Source organism: Kluyvera georgiana, from assembly GCF_050990895.1.
GTDB lineage: Bacteria > Pseudomonadota > Gammaproteobacteria > Enterobacterales > Enterobacteriaceae > Kluyvera > Kluyvera georgiana.
This window is the reverse complement of the sequence record NZ_CP158865.1, coordinates 3423972-3443755: the sequence shown is the minus strand read 5'-3', so window position 1 is coordinate 3443755 and position 19784 is coordinate 3423972. Positions and strand designations below refer to the sequence as shown.

General features: G+C 57.0%; 18 protein-coding genes. 5 read left to right on the top strand and 13 right to left on the bottom strand.

The annotated features are described in order from the left end of the window. Nucleotides 1-198: 198 nt before the first annotated feature. From galM to modE, 6 genes are all read right to left on the bottom strand, one after another. Nucleotides 199-1242 carry a galactose-1-epimerase gene (gene galM, locus ABTW00_RS16410; protein WP_433636366.1) on the bottom strand — a complete coding sequence of 348 codons (1044 nt, stop codon included), beginning with the start codon at nucleotides 1240-1242 and terminating at the stop codon, nucleotides 199-201. Then, a complete protein-coding gene (gene galK / locus ABTW00_RS16405; protein WP_064548370.1) occupies nucleotides 1236-2384 on the bottom strand; it encodes a galactokinase in 1149 nt (382 codons plus the stop codon). The genes galM and galK overlap by 7 nt, the downstream gene beginning before the upstream one ends. A gap of 2 nt (nucleotides 2385-2386) precedes the next feature. Further along, a complete protein-coding gene (gene galT, locus ABTW00_RS16400) occupies nucleotides 2387-3433 on the bottom strand; it encodes a galactose-1-phosphate uridylyltransferase (RefSeq protein WP_271447084.1) in 1047 nt (348 codons plus the stop codon). A gap of 10 nt (nucleotides 3434-3443) precedes the next feature. Next, nucleotides 3444-4460: a UDP-glucose 4-epimerase GalE gene (gene galE, locus ABTW00_RS16395; RefSeq protein WP_064548374.1), complete on the bottom strand. Its 1017-nt coding sequence runs from the start codon at nucleotides 4458-4460 to the stop codon at nucleotides 3444-3446. A 231-nt stretch (nucleotides 4461-4691) separates the two neighbouring features. Then, the gene (gene modF, locus ABTW00_RS16390) at nucleotides 4692-6164 is read right to left on the bottom strand and encodes a molybdate ABC transporter ATP-binding protein ModF (RefSeq protein ID WP_433636364.1); all 1473 of its coding nucleotides are present in this window, start codon (nucleotides 6162-6164) and stop codon (nucleotides 4692-4694) included. 67 nt (nucleotides 6165-6231) lie between these two features. Next, nucleotides 6232-7020 (bottom strand): molybdenum-dependent transcriptional regulator, encoded by a 789-nt coding sequence (gene modE / locus ABTW00_RS16385; RefSeq protein WP_064548377.1) that lies wholly within the window; start codon nucleotides 7018-7020, stop codon nucleotides 6232-6234. A gap of 130 nt (nucleotides 7021-7150) precedes the next feature. Here modE and ABTW00_RS16380 point away from each other — a divergent pair, with 130 nt between their 5' ends. From ABTW00_RS16380 to modC, 4 genes are all read left to right on the top strand, one after another. Then, entirely contained in the window at nucleotides 7151-7300 is a 150-nt protein-coding gene (locus ABTW00_RS16380) for an AcrZ family multidrug efflux pump-associated protein (protein ID WP_064548379.1), read from the top strand. 177 nt (nucleotides 7301-7477) lie between these two features. Beyond that, entirely contained in the window at nucleotides 7478-8251 is a 774-nt protein-coding gene (modA, locus tag ABTW00_RS16375) for a molybdate ABC transporter substrate-binding protein (protein WP_064548381.1), read from the top strand. Next, a complete protein-coding gene (gene modB, locus ABTW00_RS16370; RefSeq protein ID WP_064548384.1) occupies nucleotides 8251-8940 on the top strand; it encodes a molybdate ABC transporter permease subunit in 690 nt (229 codons plus the stop codon). The genes modA and modB overlap by 1 nt, the downstream gene beginning before the upstream one ends. Before the next feature lie 3 nt (nucleotides 8941-8943). Then, nucleotides 8944-10002: a molybdenum ABC transporter ATP-binding protein ModC gene (gene modC, locus ABTW00_RS16365; RefSeq protein WP_065355552.1), complete on the top strand. Its 1059-nt coding sequence runs from the start codon at nucleotides 8944-8946 to the stop codon at nucleotides 10000-10002. Here modC and ABTW00_RS16360 read toward each other — a convergent pair whose 3' ends face one another. Continuing rightward, the gene (locus ABTW00_RS16360; RefSeq protein ID WP_064548387.1) at nucleotides 10003-10821 is read right to left on the bottom strand and encodes a pyridoxal phosphatase; all 819 of its coding nucleotides are present in this window, start codon (nucleotides 10819-10821) and stop codon (nucleotides 10003-10005) included. Between the two features lie 117 nt (nucleotides 10822-10938). Here ABTW00_RS16360 and pgl point away from each other — a divergent pair, with 117 nt between their 5' ends. Beyond that, complete coding sequence (gene pgl / locus ABTW00_RS16355) at nucleotides 10939-11934, top strand: 6-phosphogluconolactonase (protein WP_433636362.1); 996 nt, start codon at nucleotides 10939-10941, stop codon at nucleotides 11932-11934. 133 nt (nucleotides 11935-12067) lie between these two features. Here the strand turns inward: pgl and ABTW00_RS16350 are convergent, their stop codons facing one another. The 6 genes from ABTW00_RS16350 to bioA form a co-directional block, all read right to left on the bottom strand. Continuing rightward, nucleotides 12068-13351, bottom strand: coding sequence for a putative acyl-CoA thioester hydrolase (locus ABTW00_RS16350; RefSeq protein WP_433636361.1), 1284 nt, complete (start codon nucleotides 13349-13351; stop codon nucleotides 12068-12070). 197 nt (nucleotides 13352-13548) lie between these two features. Then, on the bottom strand, nucleotides 13549-14106 hold the full coding sequence (locus ABTW00_RS16345) for an MltR family transcriptional regulator (protein WP_433641060.1): 558 nt from the start codon (nucleotides 14104-14106) through the stop codon (nucleotides 13549-13551). A gap of 166 nt (nucleotides 14107-14272) precedes the next feature. Continuing rightward, a complete protein-coding gene (locus ABTW00_RS16340) occupies nucleotides 14273-15430 on the bottom strand; it encodes a mannitol-1-phosphate 5-dehydrogenase (protein WP_065355555.1) in 1158 nt (385 codons plus the stop codon). A 52-nt stretch (nucleotides 15431-15482) separates the two neighbouring features. Next, nucleotides 15483-17459, bottom strand: coding sequence for a PTS mannitol transporter subunit IICBA (locus ABTW00_RS16335; RefSeq protein WP_433636359.1), 1977 nt, complete (start codon nucleotides 17457-17459; stop codon nucleotides 15483-15485). 445 nt (nucleotides 17460-17904) lie between these two features. Then, complete coding sequence (locus ABTW00_RS16330; RefSeq protein WP_271447076.1) at nucleotides 17905-18381, bottom strand: kinase inhibitor; 477 nt, start codon at nucleotides 18379-18381, stop codon at nucleotides 17905-17907. Between the two features lie 70 nt (nucleotides 18382-18451). Beyond that, on the bottom strand, nucleotides 18452-19741 hold the full coding sequence (gene bioA / locus ABTW00_RS16325) for an adenosylmethionine--8-amino-7-oxononanoate transaminase (RefSeq protein ID WP_271447095.1): 1290 nt from the start codon (nucleotides 19739-19741) through the stop codon (nucleotides 18452-18454). Between the last annotated feature and the right edge of the window lie 43 nt (nucleotides 19742-19784).

Below are 19784 nucleotides of genomic sequence, written 5' to 3'. Positions count from 1 at the left end.
GCGGCAACGCTTATGCATAACCATAGCGAAAATGGTGCTCCAGTGTAAGGTGCATGTGAACTCAGCGTTATTATTTTGTCTTGGTGTGATGCTATTTTCAGCGATGTGCCTAAAAGATCGGCGCGGTGAAGGGGCGGGGGATGTCTGGCATCACGCGATGCGCCCGGGCTACATAGGTTTGTCGCCCGGGCTAGCAGGTCATGACAATGCGATAAACTGATATTCCGTCAGGCTGACGTACTCTTCACCCGGCTGCAGCACGCAGTCCGGCTGCGGCCACTCTGGATGGTTAGGCGTATCGGGTAGGAATTCGCTCTCCAGCGCCAGACCCTGCCACGTATCGTACGGCTGTGAGGTACGGGAAAGCGTGCCTTTCAGGAAGTTGCCCGAGTAGAACTGAATCGCTGGCGCCGAGGTATAAACAGCCATCTGTAGCTTTTTATCCTGCGACCAGACGTTAGCGACCACCTGAGTGGCGTCTCCTTTGGCTTGCAGCAGGAAGGCGTGGTCGTAGCCGTTAACCTTCCGCTGATCGTCGTCACTGAGGAAATCCTGGGCCACGGCTTTCGGCTGACGGAAATCGAAGCTGGTATTGGCTACCGCTTTCAGCCCATCATGAGGGATCCCGTTCTCATCGACCGGCAGATAGTCATCAGCCAGTAGCTGTAGCGTGTGGTTGCGTACGTCGGTCTGCTCACCATCGAGGTTAAAGTAGACATGGTTAGTGAGATTCACCGGACAGGCTTTATCGACGGTGGCGCGATACTCGATGGAAATCCGGTTATCATCGGTCAGGCGATAGATAGCCTGGGCCTGTAGCTCGCCCGGATAGCCCTGGTCGCCGTCGGGTGAGGTCAGCGTAAATACCGCTTCGCTCTCGTTCTGTGACGCGATAGACCAGCGGCGCTTGTCGAAACCTTCCGGGCCGCCGTGCAGCTGATGTTCGCCCTGGCTTGGCGCGACCTCAACCGTTTTGCCGTCAAGCGTAAAGCGGCTGTTGGCGATACGGTTGGCATAGCGACCGATAGAAGCGCCGAGGAAAGCCGCCTGCTCGGTATACTGTTCCGGCGAGGCGCAGCCCAGTAGGGCTTCACGTACGCTGCCATCTTTCAGCGGAATCCGCGCCGACAGTAACGTGGCGCCCCAGTCCATTAAGCTCACGACAACACCATTTGCGTTACGTAGCGTCACCAGACGATATGGCTGGCCATCTGCCGCCAGCGCGGGAGTTTCTCTTAACACTGGCCAGCTCCTTGTGACGGTTTGCACACGTAGAAGGTCTCTTTGATGCCGGTTTTCGCTTCATACTGCTCGGCAACCGCCTGTTTCACCGCCGGGACCAGTGCTTCAGGAATCAGCGCCACGATGCAGCCGCCAAAACCGCCGCCGGTCATGCGTACGCCGCCCTGGTCACCGATGGTCGCTTTAACGATCTCGACCAGCGTATCAATCTGCGGAACGGTGATTTCGAAGTCGTCGCGCATTGACGCGTGAGATTCTGCCATCAGTTGACCCATGCGCAGCAGATCGCCTTTTTCCAGCGCGCTAGCGGCTTCTACGGTACGCGCGTTTTCGGTCAGCACGTGACGGACACGTTTGGCAACGATAGGGTCCAGTTCGTGGGCGACGGCGTTGAACTCGTCAACGGTAACGTCACGCAGCGCCGGGCGCTGGAAGAAGCGCGCGCCGGTTTCGCACTGCTCGCGACGGGTGTTGTACTCGCTGCCGACCAGAGTACGTTTGAAGTTACTGTTGATAATCACCACCGCCACGCCTTCCGGCATGGAGACCGCTTTGGTGCCCAGCGTGCGGCAGTCGATCAACAGCGCGTGGTCTTTCTTACCGAGCGCGGAGATCAGCTGGTCCATAATGCCGCAGTTGCAGCCCACAAACTGGTTTTCCGCTTCCTGGCCGTTCAGCGCAATCTGCGCGCCGTCGAGCGGCAGATGATAGAGCTGCTGGAACACGGTGCCGACCGCCACTTCCAGCGAAGCGGATGAGCTTAAACCCGCGCCCTGCGGCACGTTGCCGCTGATCACCAGATCCGCACCGCCAAAGGCGTTGTTCCGCTTCTGCAGGTGCTTCACTACGCCGCGAACGTAGTTCGACCACTGTTGGGTATCGTGGCTGACGATGGGCGCATCGAGGGAAAACTCATCGCTCTGGTTGTCGTAGTCGGCGGCGATCACGCGCACCAGACGATCGTTGCGCGGTGAGCAACTGATGACGGTTTGATAGTCGATGGCGCACGGCAGTACGAAGCCGTCGTTATAGTCGGTATGCTCACCAATCAGGTTAACGCGGCCCGGTGCCTGGATCACGTGGCTGGCAGGGTAGCCGAATTTTTCAGCAAATAGGGTTTGGGTGTTCTCTTTCAGACTCATTATTATTCTCCGGACTCGCGAAAGTGGATGTCGCTGACCGCGCGCAGGCGCTCAGCCGCTTGTTCTGCCGTCAGGTCACGCTGGGTCTCCGCCAGCATTTCATAACCGACCATAAATTTACGCACCGTGGCCGAGCGCAGCAGCGGCGGATAGAAGTGCGCGTGCAGCTGCCAGTGGGCGTTATCTTCCCCGTTGAACGGCGCGCCGTGCCAGCCCATTGAGTAGGGGAAGGAGCACTGGAACAGGTTGTCGTAGCGGCTGGTCAGCTTTTTCAGCGCTAGCGCCAGATCTTCACTCTGCGCGTCGGTTAAGTCGGTGATGCGCAGCACGTGTGCCTTTGGTAGCAGCAGCGTTTCAAACGGCCAGGCGGCCCAGTACGGGACTACCGCAAGCCAGTGTTCTGTTTCGACGACCGTACGGCTGCCATCGGCCAGCTCGCGGTTAACATAGTCAACCAACATCGGCGATTTCTGTTCGGCGTAGTACTCGCGCATCAGGCGGTCTTCACGTTCAATTTCGTTCGGCAGGAAGCTGTTCGCCCAGACCTGGCCGTGCGGATGCGGGTTGGAGCACCCCATCGCCGCACCTTTGTTCTCAAACACCTGGACCCACGGATACTGTTGGCCCAGTTCTGCGGTCTGTTCCTGCCAGGTTTTCACTACCGATTGCAGCGCGTCGAGGCTCAGCTCCGGCAGCGTTTTGCTGTGGTCCGGCGAGAAGCAGATAACGCGGCTGGTGCCGCGCGCGCTCTGGCAGCGCATCAGCGGATCGTCGCTTTCCGGCGCGTCCGGCGTGTCGGTCATCAGCGCCGCGAAATCGTTGGTAAATACATAGGTGCTGGTGTAATCGGGGTTTTTATCGCCCGTCACCCGGGTATTACCCGGGCATAAAAAGCAGTCCGGATCGTGTGCGGGCAGCGTCTGTTTTGACGGTGTCTCTTGCGCCCCTTGCCACGGGCGCTTTGCACGATGCGGTGAAACAAGGATCCACTGACCGGTTAACGGATTAAAGCGGCGGTGCGGATGGTCGACGGGGTTAAATTGCGTCATTGCAAAATCCTTAATCGGGATAGCCCTGAGGATGACGGGACTGCCAGTTCCAGGTGTCCTGCGCCATTTCATCAAGGTTACGGGTTACGTGCCAGTTCAACTCTTTATCGGCTTTACTTGCGTCAGCCCAGTAAGCCGGGAGATCGCCATCACGACGCGGAGCAAAGTGGTAGTTAATCGGTTTACCGCAGGCTTTGCTGAACGCGTTAACCACGTCAAGCACGCTGCTGCCTACGCCAGCGCCGAGGTTATAAATATGCACGCCGGCTTTGTTGGCCAGTTTTTCCATGGCGGCAACGTGGCCGTCGGCGAGGTCCATCACGTGGATATAGTCGCGCACGCCGGTGCCGTCTGGGGTGGGGTAGTCGTTACCGAAAATGGCCAGCGATTCGCGACGGCCTACAGCCACCTGTGCGATATACGGCATCAGGTTGTTCGGAATACCCTGTGGGTCTTCACCCATATCGCCAGACTGATGTGCGCCAACCGGGTTGAAGTAGCGCAGCAGCGCAATGCTCCAGTCCGGCTGCGCTTTTTGCAGGTCGGTGAGGATCTGTTCAACCATCAGTTTGCTTTTGCCATACGGGCTTTGTGGCGTACCGGTCGGGAAACTTTCAACGTAAGGGATTTTCGGCTGATCGCCGTAGACGGTGGCCGAGGAGCTGAAGATGAAGTTCTTGACGTCCGCCGCGCGCATGGCGGCAATCAGACGCAGAGTACCGTTGACGTTGTTGTCGTAATACTCCAGCGGTTTCTGCACCGACTCGCCCACGGCTTTCAGCCCGGCAAAGTGGATCACCGCTTCAATGGCGTGATCGTGCAGGATCTCGGTCATCAGCGCTTCGTTACGAATATCACCTTCGACGAACTCTGCTTGTTTACCGCCCAGGCGAGCGATAACCGGTAGGACACTACGCTTGCTGTTGCACAGATTGTCGAGGATGACGACGTCGTGGCCCTGTTGCAGTAGCTGTACGCATGTGTGGCTTCCTATGTAACCGCTACCACCTGTAACCAATACTTTCATTTTTAGCTCCATTAAGCTTATGGTATGGAATAACCTTAGCATAACAGAATGGCCAAAAGTGTGACATGGGCTAAATTAGTGGAATCGTTTACACTAAAGCGCATGAAGCAAAAAAATCAGTAAAAATGATTTTAAATCAAATAGCTGGGCAGTGAATGTGAAACAATTCTGAAAAAAGACCTGAAAATTCGGTGACGTTTTTCGGGCGACATCATCGCCCGGGAAGAAGTATTACAACAGTGGGCCAACCTCATAACGATAGCCGTCACCGTCGGCGACGAATTCCAGACGATGCGTAATACACTCCGGCGCATCTTCCGCGTGGTGTGATACAAACAGCAGCTGCGTTTTGCCCTCGCTAATCAGCACGTCGATAAACCGACGCACCACCAGACGGTTGAGCGGATCCAGCCCTTGTAGCGGTTCGTCGAGGATCAGCAGCGTAGGGTGTTTCACCAGCGCGCGAACGATCAGCGCCAGCCGCTGTTGTCCCCAGGAGAGGCTATGGAACGGCGCGTCGGCGGTACGGGCATCCATCCCGAGAATCGCCAGCCATTCATCAACCAGCTTGCGCTGTTTATCGGAAACCGCCTGATAGATACCGATTGAGTCAAAGTAACCGGAGAGAATCACGTTGCGCACCGTGGTGCTGACGCGGTAGTCCAGATGCAGGCTGCTGCTGACGTAGCCGATATGCTTTTTGATATCCCAGATGGTTTCACCGCTGCCGCGGCGGCGGCCAAAGAGCGTGAGATCGTTGCTGTAACCCTGCGGATGATCGCCAGTGACCAGACTCAGCAGCGTCGATTTTCCAGCCCCGTTAGGGCCGACGACCTGCCAGTGCTCGCCGGGGGCGACCGTCCAGCTCAGGTGATTGATGATGGGACGATCGTTATAGGACACGACGCCGTCGCGCAGCACGATACGCGGCTGGTCGTCGGGTAATGCGAGGCGGGCGGAAGGGGCGTCGGGCTCCGGGAGCGTCATACCTGAAAGCTTCTCGCTGTGCGCCAGTTGGGCGATCAACGTTTGTTCGAGCAGCGCTTTTTTCTCGCCGATTTCCGTCAGCGTACAGTCGGCCAGCACGCCGGCAAACGGCACAAAATCCGGGATATCGTCGAAGCGGTTGAGGACCAGCACCAGCGTATAACCTGCGTCGTGCAGCGTGGCCAGATGATCTGCCAGCTGGCGGCGGGAGTTAACGTCAAGACCATCGAACGGTTCATCGAGAATCAACAGGTCAGGCTGCGCCATCAGCGCCTGGCAGAGCAGGGTTTTGCGGGTTTCGCCGGTCGACAGATATTTGAAACGGCGCTCAAGCAGGTGGCTGATGCCAAACTGCGCGGCCAGCTGTGCGCACAGCGCGGGGTTTTTGATTTCATCCTGAATAATCTGCGCGGCGGTACGCCCGGTATCGTCTTCATCCGGGCTGAGCATGTCGGTATTGTTGCGCTGCCATTCATCGCTCACCAGCTTTTGTAACTGCTCAAAGGAGAGACGAGTGATGCGGGTAAACTGGCTTTCGCGGCTGCCGGAAAGCAGCGGCAGTTCACCCGCCAACGCGCGTGCCAGCGCCGATTTGCCGCTGCCGTTACTGCCGACAAAGGCCCAGCTTTCTCCGGCGCGCAGCGTTAGTTGCTCAATTTTTAACGTTTTTGTATCGCTAAGACGAAACGTGCCTTGCGAAATTTGCAATGATGACATGATGTATCCCGTTTTTTGCAGCAATATGCATCAGGGATACGTCTTCCTCAGCGCAATGTCAATGCTATCAGCATAACGTGGCAATAATGATGCGATCGGCGTTAAAGAATGCTGTGACGTCAGCGCCTTCCTCCAGCGTTTGCGCCTCATTCAGAGGCAAGGTGGCGCACAGGCTTTGCCCGTCCGGCAGCGTCATCAGCACTTCGCACTGCTCCGTACCGCGCTCGATATGGCTGATGCGACAAGCCAGCTGGTTATCGGCTGCGGCGGCCACCGCCGGGTCGCGAGTGACGTTGACCCACGGCGCTTTCAGCAGCACCAGCACCTCTTTACCTTCATCCAGCCCCAGGCGCTCGCCGCTTTGTGCGGTAATCGCGACTTTCAGACGGGTGGTGCCGTCGGCGAGCAGAATATCAACGTGCTGCTGGACCTGCTGGTGGTCGCGGCCAGTGACCGTGCCGAACCACTGGTTACGGGCGCTGGTTTGCAGTGAGAAGCGGGAGATCGCGGCCAGCAGGCTATCCAGGGGGAGCGCATCGTCATCACTCAGTACGTCGAAGGCTTTCTGCTGAATCTGCGCCAGCAGATCGTAAAGCTGAATCAGGCGCTGGCCGTAGCGGGTGAGTACCGCACCGCCGCCGCCCTTGCCGCCCGTTGCACGGTCAACTAATGACTGCTCGCTAAGCTGGTTCATTTCATTAATCGCATCCCAGGCGCTCTTATAGCTGATGCCCGCATTTTTGGCTCCCTGGCTGATGGAGCCAGTCTGTGCTATTTGTTTGAGGAGCGAGATGCGGCGCGGATCGGCGAACAGTCGCTGCTGGAGCTTGAGGGTAAGAAGGATTTCAGCCTGCATAAGAGTATCCTGGCAAGTAAAAGGGCATTTTGACCCAAATGTCTGCAAGCGCAAAGCACACCGCACAAAAGGGAGTGTATTTCTGCGATATCCGGTTACAATAGCAACATCACATTGTATGGAGTAAACCATGTTAGAGTTGTTGAAAAGTCTGGTATTTGCCGTAATCATGGTACCCGTAGTGATGGCTATCATCCTGGGGTTGATTTACGGTCTGGGTGAAGTGTTCAACATCTTCTCCGGCGTTGGTCATAAAGACAGCAGCCAGCAAAACCACTGATTTCCTCAAAAACGCCCGGTCCCCCCGGGCGTTTTGCTATGAAGTTCCCGAAAACCCTGCCGATAACATCCCGTAAATACAGCAATAATTCGCGCATCTGTAATGCATTCATCGCGGAAAATCCTTATACTCCTCGTTATGTTTTTATTTATATAACGTTGAGTTCAGGAGTATGAAATGACAGGTTCATGGGTACGTCTTTTTGCCGGGGCAGCGTTAACGCTGTCGGTTACGGGTCACGCGTTGGCCCAGGATGCGAAAATCACCGTTTTCGCCGCCGCTTCGCTGACTAACGCGATGCAGGATATTGCCAAAGAGTATAAAAAAGAGAAGAACGTTGACGTGGTCTCCTCTTTTGCTTCTTCCTCTACGCTGGCTCGCCAGATTGAAGCCGGTGCGCCGGCCGACCTGTTTATTTCCGCCGACCAGAAATGGATGGACTACGCGGTAGATAAAAAAGCGATCGACGCCGCCACGCGTGAAACCCTGCTGGGCAACAGCCTGGTGGTCGTTGCGCCGAAAGCCAGCGAACAGGCCAACATCGCTGTGGATGCTAACACCCCGTGGACCAGCCTGCTGAAAGGCGGTCGCCTGGCGGTTGGCGACCCGGATCACGTCCCGGCGGGTATCTATGCGAAAGAAGCGCTGCAAAAGCTCGGCGCGTGGGAAACGCTGTCGCCAAAACTGGCACCGGCTGAAGATGTACGCGGTGCGCTGGCGCTGGTTGAACGTAGCGAAGCGCCGCTGGGAATCGTCTACGGTTCTGACGCAGTGGCCAGCAAAGGTGTTAAAGTAGTTGGTACGTTCCCGGAAGATTCCCATCAGAAAGTGGAATATCCGATTGCCATTATCGATGGCCATAAAAACGCAACCGTCTCGGCGTTCTATGACTACCTGAAAGGGCCGCAGGCGTCTGAAATCTTTAAACGTTACGGATTTACGACTCGCTAATGATATTGACCGATCCCGAATGGCAGGCGGTAGTGCTGAGCCTGAAAGTATCCTCCCTGGCCGTCCTGTTCAGTTTGCCGTTTGGGATCCTCTTTGCCTGGCTGCTGGTGCGCCGTCATTTTCCCGGCAAGGCACTGCTGGACGGCCTTATCCACCTGCCGCTGGTACTGCCGCCGGTGGTGGTGGGCTATTTATTGCTGGTGGCGATGGGGCGCCGTGGTTTTATTGGCAGTTGGCTATACGACTGGTTCGGCCTGACTTTCGCTTTTAGCTGGCGCGGCGCGGTGATCGCCGCGGCGGTGATGTCGTTTCCGCTGATGGTCCGGGCGATTCGCCTGGCGCTGGAAGGCGTCGACGTCAAGCTCGAACAGGCGGCGCGTACCCTGGGCGCCGGGCGCTGGCGGGTGTTTTGCACCATTACGCTGCCGCTGATGCTGCCGGGCATTATCGTCGGCACCGTGCTGGCGTTTGCCCGCTCGCTCGGCGAGTTTGGCGCGACCATTACCTTTGTCTCTAACATTCCTGGCGAAACGCGCACCATTCCTTCTGCCATGTATACCCTGATTCAGACCCCCGGCGGCGAAAGCGCGGCGGCACGTCTGTGCCTGATTTCTATCGTTCTGGCGCTGATTTCCCTGATGATTTCTGAATGGCTGGCTCGTCTCAGCCGTCGGCGGATAGGAGGGTAATCCATGCTTGAGCTGAATTTTAGCCAGACGTTGGGTACGCACTGCCTGGCGATAAATGAATCACTGCCCGCCTCAGGGATTACCGCTGTTTTTGGCGTATCTGGCGCGGGTAAAACCTCGCTAATCAATGCCATCAGCGGCCTGACTACGCCGCAGCAGGGGCGGATTGTGCTTAACGGACGCGTGTTGAACGATGTTGAGCAGGGGATCTGCCTGGCGCCGGAAAAGCGTCGTATTGGCTATGTGTTTCAGGATGCACGCCTGTTCCCGCACTACAAAGTGCGCGGTAATTTGCGTTACGGTATGGCGAAAAGCATGGCGGAGCAGTTTGATAAACTGGTTGCCCTGCTGGGCATTGAGCCGTTGCTCGATCGCCTGCCGGGCAGCCTTTCCGGCGGTGAAAAACAGCGTGTGGCGATCGGCCGCGCATTACTGACCGCCCCTGAACTGCTGTTACTCGATGAGCCGCTGGCTTCGCTCGATATCCCGCGCAAGCGTGAACTGCTGCCGTATCTGCAGCGTCTGGCGCGGGAGATCAATATACCGATGCTCTACGTTAGCCACTCGCTGGATGAGATTCTGCATCTGGCCGATAAAGTGCTGGTGCTGGAAGGTGGGCAGGTCAAGGCATTCGGTAATCTGGAAGACGTATGGGGCAGCAGCGTGATGCACCCGTGGTTGCCGCAGGATCAGCAGAGCAGCATTCTGCGCGTGACGGTGCTGGAACACCATCCGCACTATGCGATGACCGCGCTGGCCCTGGGCGACCAGCATATCTGGGTGAACAAGCTCGACAGGCCGCTACAGAGTGTGGTGCGCGTGCGCATTCAGGCTACCGACGTGTCGCTGGTGCTACAGCCGTCGCCCCACACCAGCATCCGCAACGTGCTGCACGCCAAAGTCCTGCAGTGCTACGACGATAATGGCCAGGTCGAAGTACAGCTGGACGTCAGCGGTCGTACGCTGTGGGCGCGTATTAGCCCTTGGGCGCGGGATGACCTGGCGGTGAAGCCAGGCCAGTGGCTGTACGCCCAGATAAAGAGCGTTTCAATTACCGCTTGATTACAGCAGGTGACGGTTGATGTAGTCGGCGATGGCATCGGTGGTGTTATCGCCGATGACCACGTTGGCGCGCGCTTTCACCGCATCAACCGCATTGCCCATCGCCACGCCGGTACCGGCGGCTTCCAGCATGCTGATATCGTTAAAGTTGTCGCCAAACGCCACCACGTCCTGCATCGACCAGCCCTGTGCGGTGATGAACTGCGTCAGACGTTTGCCTTTGCTGTTGCCCTGACGCGCGATATCGACCTGATCGTGCCACGACCATTCGCACTCCAGCTGCAGCGTCTGCTCGACGTGTTTCGCGAAGTTTTGCAGCTTTTCGCCGTCTTCATCGGTGAGGGCAAATTTCCAGACGTTATTCACCTCACGTGCGGCCTGCGCCAGCGAGTCGACCTGAGTAAAGGACGGGCGCTGTGCTTCCGGCAGGCTCTGCGCCCAGTTGGCGGTGCGAATCACGTGGCCGGTTGGGTACTGGTACATCATGGTATCGTCGACGTACATCAGGCCGTGAATCCGATGCTCATCCAGCAGGGAAATCAGCTGTTGGGCTTTTTCGACCGGCATCGGATCGGCATCCAGTACTTTTTTCGCTTGATAATCATACAAGTAGGTGCCATTACAACAAATTGCAGGTGTATCCAGCGCCAGTGCCTGATAAAAAGGATGGATGGCAACGTGATGACGACCGGTGACGATCATTAATTGGTAACCTGCCGCTCTGGCGCGATTCAGCGCTTCCAGGGAAGCGGGCAGGAGGGTTTTCTTTGGCGTCAGGAGCGTTCCGTCCAGATCCAGGGCAATCACACGTGCAGTCATAGTGTTGTCTCGAGTTTAAGAGAAAATTCGCTGTGCAGGATGGTACACCGAGATACCTGTACGGCAAAATGGTGTGATAAATAGCCGCAAATTATGTGTTTTCAGAAAGGAGTATTCATGAAACAGACCGTTTATACCGCCAGCCCGGAAAGCCAGCAGATCCACGTCTGGACGCTGAACCACGATGGCAGCCTGAAGCTGGTTCAGGTGGTGGATGTTCCGGGTCAGGTGCAGCCCATGGTCATCAGCCCTGATAAACGTTATCTGTATGTTGGCGTGCGTCCGGAGTTTCGCGTGCTGGCCTACCGTATTGCGCCGGATGACGGTGCGCTGACTTATGAAGCCGAAGCGCCGCTGCCGGGCAGCCCGACCCATATTTCGACCGACCGTAAAGGCAACTTTATCTTCAGCGCTTCGTACAATCAGGCCAACGTGGCGGTCATTCGTCTGGAAGAAGGTCTGCCGCGCGACACCGTGACGGTGGTGGATGGTCTGGAAGGTTGCCACTCGGCGAATATCTCCCCGGATAACCGCACCCTGTGGGTGCCGGCGCTGAAACAGGATCGCATCTGCCTGTTTACCCTGAGCGACGACGGTTTCCTTTCGGCGCAGAGCCCGGCTGAAGTGACCACTGTAGAAGGCGCCGGCCCGCGTCATATGGTGTTCCACCCGAACGAACAGTACGGCTACTGTGTGAACGAACTGAACAGCTCCGTTGACGTGTGGGAGCTGAAGGATCCGCACGGTAAGATTGAATGCGTGCAGACGCTGGATATGATGCCTGCTGATTTCACCGACACGCGTTGGGCGGCCGATATCCATATTACGCCGGACGGGCGTCATCTGTATGCCTGTGACCGTACCTCCAGCCTGATCACCGTATTCAGCGTATCGGAAGACGGTAGCGTGCTGTCGCTGGAAGGCTTCCAGCCGACGGAAACCCAGCCGCGTGGGTTCAACATTGACCACAGCGGAAAATATCTGATTGCCGCAGGGCAGAAATCGCACCACATCGCGGTGTATGAAATTGCTGGCGAGCAGGGGCTGCTGCAGGAAAAAGGGCGCTATGCCGTGGGCCAGGGCCCAATGTGGGTGGTGGTTTACGCGCATTAATGTTAGGCAGGATAAGGCGTTTACGCCGCCATCCGGCAACCTGCGCGCTTAGGCCTGATGATGCTGAATGTATCAGTCCTGTGCGATGAAAAAAGCCCATGAAATCATGGGCTTTTTCACATCGGCTTCGCCGTTACTGCTTCGGTTCTGCCACAATATGACTTCCCACGCCGCGGTTGTTGTACTCCCACATGCGGTTGAAGTTGCGGTCGTTAAGATCGCGTTTAATCTGACCTTTCTCGTCCTGAGCGCCGGTATTGCCGCTGAACGGACGTTTAGAAACGGCAGCATCGGCCCACGGTTTCGCGACGTTAAAGCCTTCGTTAATCACGCTATCGCGAATCACGACCTGACCGTTAGTGTTGCCATCAACGTCCAGCGAGCGGCCCAGCTGCGCCACGCCGTCACCGGCAGCGGTGAAGCGGCTGTTGGTCGCCAGGAAGCCGTAGAAGATGTTGGCCTGGGTCGCCGGGGCGAAGACGTAGCCTTCCTGCTGGGTGCGGGAATTCACCACGCGGAAGTCGGTGTTGTCGAACACCACCGCGCCGCGGCCGGAAACGATATCGACATCGCCTTCGAGGTAGCTGTTGCTGACCAGCGTACGGGTCTGGCGGTTATTTTGCAGACGGTTGTCAACGCCGCTATTGGTCACGAAGAAGGTGTTCTGACGGCCCAGAATATTGACGTTGTTCAACTGGGTTTTATCGCCATCGGTGCGCAGGGCGACCGCCTGGTGAGTACCGGCATCCACGCTGTCACCCAGATTGTTTTCAATCGTCAGGTTTTGCAGCTGTAAGCCATTGTTTTGTGACCACACGACCGCGGAGCACATCACGCCGATGGTGGCGCTGCGCTTGCTTTGGCAGCCATCAAACATGTACCACGCCGGTTTACCCGGCATATATTTGCCGCCTGGGTTCACCAGTTTACGCCAGCTGGTTGGGTCGATTTCGGAATCGATGGCCAGGCCAATTTTTACGTCGATCGCTTTCTCGCCGGTACCATAGAGCGTCAGGCTGCCCGGAGCCGCCGGGATATAGACGGTGCCCTTGTACTCACCCGGCAGTACGGCGATGTACAGACGTGAGCTGCTGTGACGCGCAATAGCGGCGTCAACGGCATCCTGAATGCTGGTGTGCGTTACGCCCTGAGTACCGGCCGGACCCACCACGAAATCTGCTTTCGCCGGAACGGCGATAGAAGACGGAGACCAGGCGGCAGCGTTAGGATCTAATGACGAGAAGTAACGTGCAGCGGTAAAGTTCTGCGCTTCGTCCGCCGACAGTACCGGACGGGAAGAGGTACCAGGTGCGGTCTGGTCAGAAGGGCGCTGATCCGCTGGGGTTGAGCTGCAAGCAGTCAGTGTCACGCCAAAAGCCAATGCCAGCGCCAGACGAGAAACCGAAAAAGTGTTCATGTTGCTCCAGGCTAATTAAGTAAAAGGGAATCCTGTAAAAGCAGCCTTTTTATACTAAGTTGAGCGAAACGGGAAGATGTGCTGACAAAAAATCGCCTGTTTTTTTGACAACTTATGTCAGCGAAAAGGAAAGAGGGCGAAAGGGGAGGGAGAGAGCCATTGAAAGGCCTTATCCATCCGCCCTGGAGTGTTCGCGACTAGAACGCTTTTTTGTGCGCCAGGCTGGTGACTAAATCGGTGATGCTGAGTACCAGCGTTGAACGCACCATCTGCTGATAGCGCTGTTCCTGCATGGTTCTCAGCGCGTCGTCGACCACGTCTTCCGGCAGGTGCAGCGTGGGCGGTGGCGGCAGCGTCGTCATGCAGTGCAGCATATTGATCGGCCCCAGAATTTCGTCATCAGTAAAGCTGTAGATTTTGTTCTCGTGCACCAGTTCGTTATTCAGCGCCAATAACAGTTCAACGTCTTCATATTCATCGCGGCTGATGACGCCCAGCGCATAAATCAGCTTCAGCCGCACCGGTAAATTCGCCAGCGGCCCGCTGCCTTCCAGCAGCGGTTCCACCGCGTACTTCACCGCGTAATCGTCTTTCCGGAAGGCCTGCAAAATCAGCTGGTCGACCGCTTCAGACAGTAAGCCTACGGCAGTTTGAATGAAACCGGTGAGCGTCTGGCGGGCGTTAAGCCGCTCCAGGATGCGGTTCTCCGCCGCCTGATTTTGGGTTAAGTGCGCGTCGTCCATCATGGCCATCATCTTCGTTGTGCTTTCCGCTAACCGTGGCTTCTCTGGTGCCGTGTCCTTCGGACGCTCATTTTCTGCTGCTGGTTGCGCATTCTTGCGCAGGAGATTCAATTTCATCTTACCCTTCTTCATCGGGCGCGGCGGCCGTTAACCTCCGCGCCCAGCTATGGGTGTTACATCATTCTTTACGTTGCATGGCGTTATACACATTCACTATCTGGGCGACAAGCTCTGGCCGATCCTGCAGGCCACAAACCTCAATGACCGTGCTTGTTACGCCATTTTCCGCCAGCAGGTTTGCCATTTCTTGCGCCTGCGGGTCCTGGTCGCTGCGATAATGCAGGGCGGCGGCAATACCGATAATCAGGTGGCGATTGGGGAGCCCGTACTCCAGCGTTCCTCGCAGCGGCTTGATTAAGCGATCGTTCTCGCTCAATTTACGCAGCGGCTGGCGGCCTACGCGTTCCACCTCATCATGCAGATAAGGATTCTCAAAGCGGGTCAGAATCTTATCAATATAGGCAGCATGCTGCTGGGGATCGAAGGCGTAACGTTGAATCAGTACTTCGCCACTCTCGCGCATGGCATTTTTTACTGCTTCACGTATCGCCGGGTCGAGAATGGCATCGCGAATGGTCCGATAGCCTGCCAATTGGCCAAGATAGGCGGTTATCGCATGGCCGGTATTGAGGGTAAACAGCTTACGTTCAATATAAGCCATCAGATTGCTGGTGGGTTCCATCCCGGCGATGTCCGGTAACGCACCTTTAAACTGGGTACGGTCAACAATCCACTCGCTAAAGGTCTCGACGGTGACATCCAACGGATCGTCGTTCGCCGCGGCCCCCGGCGGCACGATACGGTCGACCGCCGAATCGACAAAACCGACGTGTTCTTCCACCCAGCCGTGCAGCTCGGCGGGCATCGATTGCAGCACATGCTGCTTAAGCTGGCTGGAGCCACGCACCATATTTTCACAGGCGATGATATTCATCGGCTGGTGGTTGCCGCGCTCAAAGCGGGCGATTAATCCCTGGGCCAGCGTGCTGGCGATTTTGCTGAGCACCTGCGGGCCAACGGCGGTGGTGATGATATCGGCCTGGGCAATCTGCGCGACAGCATCCGGGCTGTTACTGTAGATGGCACTGACGCGATTGACCTGCTCAACGCGAGCATTTTCTCCCACCACGTTGACCTGATAATGTTGCTGATGCGCCAGCTGATCGACCAGCGGCTGGTTGACATCGGCAAAGGTCAGCTCCGCCTGTGCGTCCGCCAGCAGTTTACCAATAAAGCCGCGACCGATATTCCCTGCGCCAAAATGAATTGCTTTCATGACTGTTACCTCGAAAAAACGTTCCGTATCAGGGGCGGTACGCCCCGTCGCCTTATGCCGCCTGCTCGCCGGACAGGAGCTGTAAAATCTCCTGCACGCTGGTGGTCTGCGTCAGACGTTCGATCACGTCCTTATCATCCAGGGCGTTGGCTAAGCGGGCGATAACCTGCACGTGCTCGTTGTTGCGGGCGGCAATGCCGATCACCAGCCGAGCGACATCGTCCGGCTCATCGCCGAAACGTACGCCTTGCGGGTACTGGCAAATAACGATCCCGGTGCGCAGCACGCGGTCTTTGGCTTCTACGGTGCCGTGCGGAACGGCGATAGATTCTCCGAGGTAGGTGGTTGTCAGGGCTTCACGCGCCAGCATGGCCTCGACGTAATCCGGCTCGACGTAGCCGCCGGAAACCAGCATTTCACCGGCAAAGCGAATGGCCTGCTCTTTGGTGTCGGCGGTTAAGTTAAGGAAGATGTTATCGGCACTGAGCTTAAACAGGTTTTCCTCGCGCTCGCCGGGCGTGAATGCATCGTCGTTGGCGGCGATAATCGTCTGGTTAATCAGGCGGCTGTCGTTCGCCGCAGGTGGCAGCTTAGCGGCCAGCAGGCGGGTGGTTAAATCGGTGTACAGGCCGCTGTCGAGGAAATTGCTCAGCGACATGTGCATCGCCTGCGGTGCAAAACGCATGGCGCGTTCGGTAAGATCCTGATGGGTGATCACCAGATCGACATCTTCCGGCAAACTGTTGATGGCGCAGTTAGTCACTGAAATATGACTCAGACCGGCATCTTTTACCTTTTTACGCAGCACGCCCGCGCCGAGGGCACTGGAGCCCATCCCGGCATCGCAGGCGACGATGATTTTACGCACGTGGTGCAGATCTTTCGCCAAATCCAGCGCCGGAGCGGGCTGTGGCAGCTCGCCGGACGGTTTAGCGCCGGATTTTGACTGCTGCTTCAGGCTCTGCATGCGACGGGTGGCTTCCGCCAGACCGTTGCTCTCTTCATCACCCACGCGAACGCGTTTGAGCAGCATCGACGCAGTGAGGAAGGAAACCAGCGTGGAGGCCAGAATAGACAGCACGACGCCAATCAGCGACGCTTTCGGCGTCATCAGCAGGACGGCAAAAATAGAACCCGGAGAAGCCGGAGAGACCAGGCCCGCGTTGAACAGCGTCAGGGTAAAGACGCCGGTCATCCCACCGAGGATCACCGCCAGAATCAGGCGTGGGTTCATCAGGACGTACGGGAAGTAAATTTCGTGAATCCCGCCGAAGAAGTGAATAATCGCCGCGCCGCCTGCGGACTGCTTCGCGCTGCCTTTGCCAAAGAACATGTACGCCAGCAGGATCCCCAGACCCGGACCCGGGTTAGCTTCAATCAGGAAGAAGATAGACTTACCGGTTTCCGTCGCCTGCTGAATACCCAGCGGTGAGAAGATACCGTGGTTGATGGCGTTATTGAGGAACAGGATTTTGGCCGGTTCGACAAAAATAGAGGTCAGCGGCAGCAGGTTGTTTTGCACCATGACGTTGACGCCGCTCGCCAGCGCTTTCGACAGCAGCTCCACCATTGGCCCAATTGCCAGGAAGGAGAGCATCGCCAGCAGCATGCCGATAATCCCGGCAGAGAAGTTGTTGACCAGCATCTCAAAGCCGCTTTTGATCTTCCCATCAACCCAGCGGTCAAAGCGTTTGATGGCCCAGCCGCCCAGCGGACCGGCGATCATCGCGCCCATAAACATCGGCATATCGGCGCCGACAATCACGCCCATGGTGGTTATCGCGCCGACCACGCCGCCGCGCTCGCCGCCCACGAGGCGACCCCCGGTATAGCCGATTAACAGCGGCAGCAGGTAGGTGATCATTGGGCCGACCAGCTTGGCCAACGTTTCGTTCGGCAACCAGCCGGTAGGAATAAACAGTGCGGTAATTAAACCCCAGGCAATGAATGCGCCAATATTGGGCATCACCATATTGCTGAGGAAGCGGCCAAAATTCTGTACCTTGACCTTGATATCTGGTGATAACATAAAAACACCCCTCGTGGTGCGCGTCAGATGTTGCGCGCGTAATAGTTGTGCTGGTTTCGCCAAAAACCAGCCAGTCGTTCTGTATGCAAAATCGACTCTATCACGCCGTTTTCGTCTCGCGTACCCCGAGGGTTTTTTGTGATGCGTGTCACTATCAAGAGCGGTGTTATAGGGTATTTATGGTGATATTGATCACATAAATAGGCTGTAAGTCTGCTACAACGTTAAATTCCCCGCCCTGTCTCGCTACTTTTTGTGATTGAAATCACCTTTTATGTTGGCGTGTTTGTTTTTAAATTGTGATCTAATTCACAAGCTATTTTTGCGCCAACCTCACCAGCCCCTTTCGCTTTTTCCGTCTGCCCTTTTTTCGTTAGAAAATTACATCCGCCATAAAAAAGCCCCGCATGGTTTCCCGGCAGGGCTGAATACGTTTGGCGGACGGTTAGCTGAACAGTGCGGTAATGCTCGCGCTGCCGAGGCTGTGGAAATGGACGTTAAAGCCCACCATTGCGCCGCTGGCACCTTCGTCAACGTCGATTTTGTCGATATCCAGCGCGTGGACGGTAAAGATATAGCGATGCGTTTCGCCTTTTGGCGGCGCTGCGCCGCCGTAGCCTGCTTTACCAAAATCGGTGCGGGTTTGCAGCGCGCCGACCGGTAGGCCAACGAGGCCGGAGCCTGCGCCAGTGGGCAGCTCGCGGGTGTCGGCCGGAAGGTTGGCGACAATCCAGTGCCACCAGCCGGAGCCGGTCGGTGCATCCGGATCGTAGCAGGTCACAACGAAGCTTTTGGTTCCGGCTGGCACATCGTCCCAGGCCAGATGCGGCGAAATATTTTCCCCGTCGTAGCCCATCCCATTGAAAACCTGGCGCTGGGGAAGTTTCTCGCCGTCACGCAGGTCGTGGCTGACTAATTTCATCAACTGCCTCCTTTGTTAATCTACTGATTAACAAAGGAGTGTAGCGGTTAGTGCGGCAGATTACCGCTGCTTATTGGATAAAAAATGTTTCCTGTTCAACCGCGAGGCACACCGCACGGGTGAGACGCGTCAGCTGCTGTGGAGTAATCAGGTACGGCGGCATCAGGTAGATCAGGCGGCCAAATGGTCGAATCCAGACGCCTTGATCGACAAAGAACCGCTGAAGCAGCGCCATGTTGACCGGGTAACGCGTTTCGACCACGCCGATCGCGCCCAGCACGCGCACATCGGCGACCAGCGGCGCGTCGGCGGCGGGGGCCAGCTCGCGCTTAAGCTGTTGCTCAATGGCGGCCACCTGAATCTGCCACTCGCCGCTTTCCAGCAGCGCCAGGCTTTCCGTCGCCACCGCGCAGGCCAGCGGGTTGCCCATAAACGTCGGCCCGTGCATAAAGCAGCCCGCTTCGCCGTTGCTGATGGTTTCCGCCACCTCGCGCGTGGTGATAGCGGCCGACAGCGTCAACGTACCGCCGGTGAGCGCTTTACCCAGGCACAGAATATCGGCGCTGATCCCCGCGTGCTCGCAGGCGAACAGCTTGCCGGTACGGCCAAAACCAGTGGCAATTTCGTCGGCAATCAGCAGGATCCCCTCGCGGTCACACATCTTGCGGATGCGTTTGAGCCACTCCGGATGATACATCCGCATGCCGCCCGCACCCTGGACAATCGGTTCGAGGATCACCGCGGCAATCTCGTGGCGATGTGCGGCCATCAGGCGGGCGAACGCCACCATATCGTACTCGTCGAACTCACCGTCAAAGCGGCTGTGCGGCGCGGGAGCAAACAGATTCTCCGGCAGATATCCCTTCCACAGGCTGTGCATGGAGTTATCCGGATCGCAGACCGACATCGCGCCGAAGGTATCGCCGTGGTAGCCGTTACGGAAGGTGAGGAAACGCTGACGCGACTCGCCTTTGGCCTGCCAGTACTGCAGCGCCATCTTCATCGCCACTTCAACCGCCACCGACCCGGAATCGGCGAGGAACACGCACTCCAGCGGCGCGGGCGTCATGGCCACCAGCTTCCGACACAGTGCCACCGCGGCAGGGTGGGTTATCCCACCAAACATCACGTGCGACATCTGGTCAATCTGCGTTTTCATCGCCGCGTTCAGACGCGGGTGATTGTAACCATGAATCGCCGCCCACCAGGAGGACATGCCGTCGACCAGATGCTCGCCGCTGGCAAGCTGAAGCTCGCAGCCCTCGGCGGAAACCACCGGATAAACCGGTAACGGTGCGGTCATGGAGGTGTAGGGATGCCAGATATGGCGGCTATCGAAGGCGAGATCGTCCGTTGTCATAATCGACTTGTAAACCATTTTGAAAAGTTTTAGGTTTACGAGT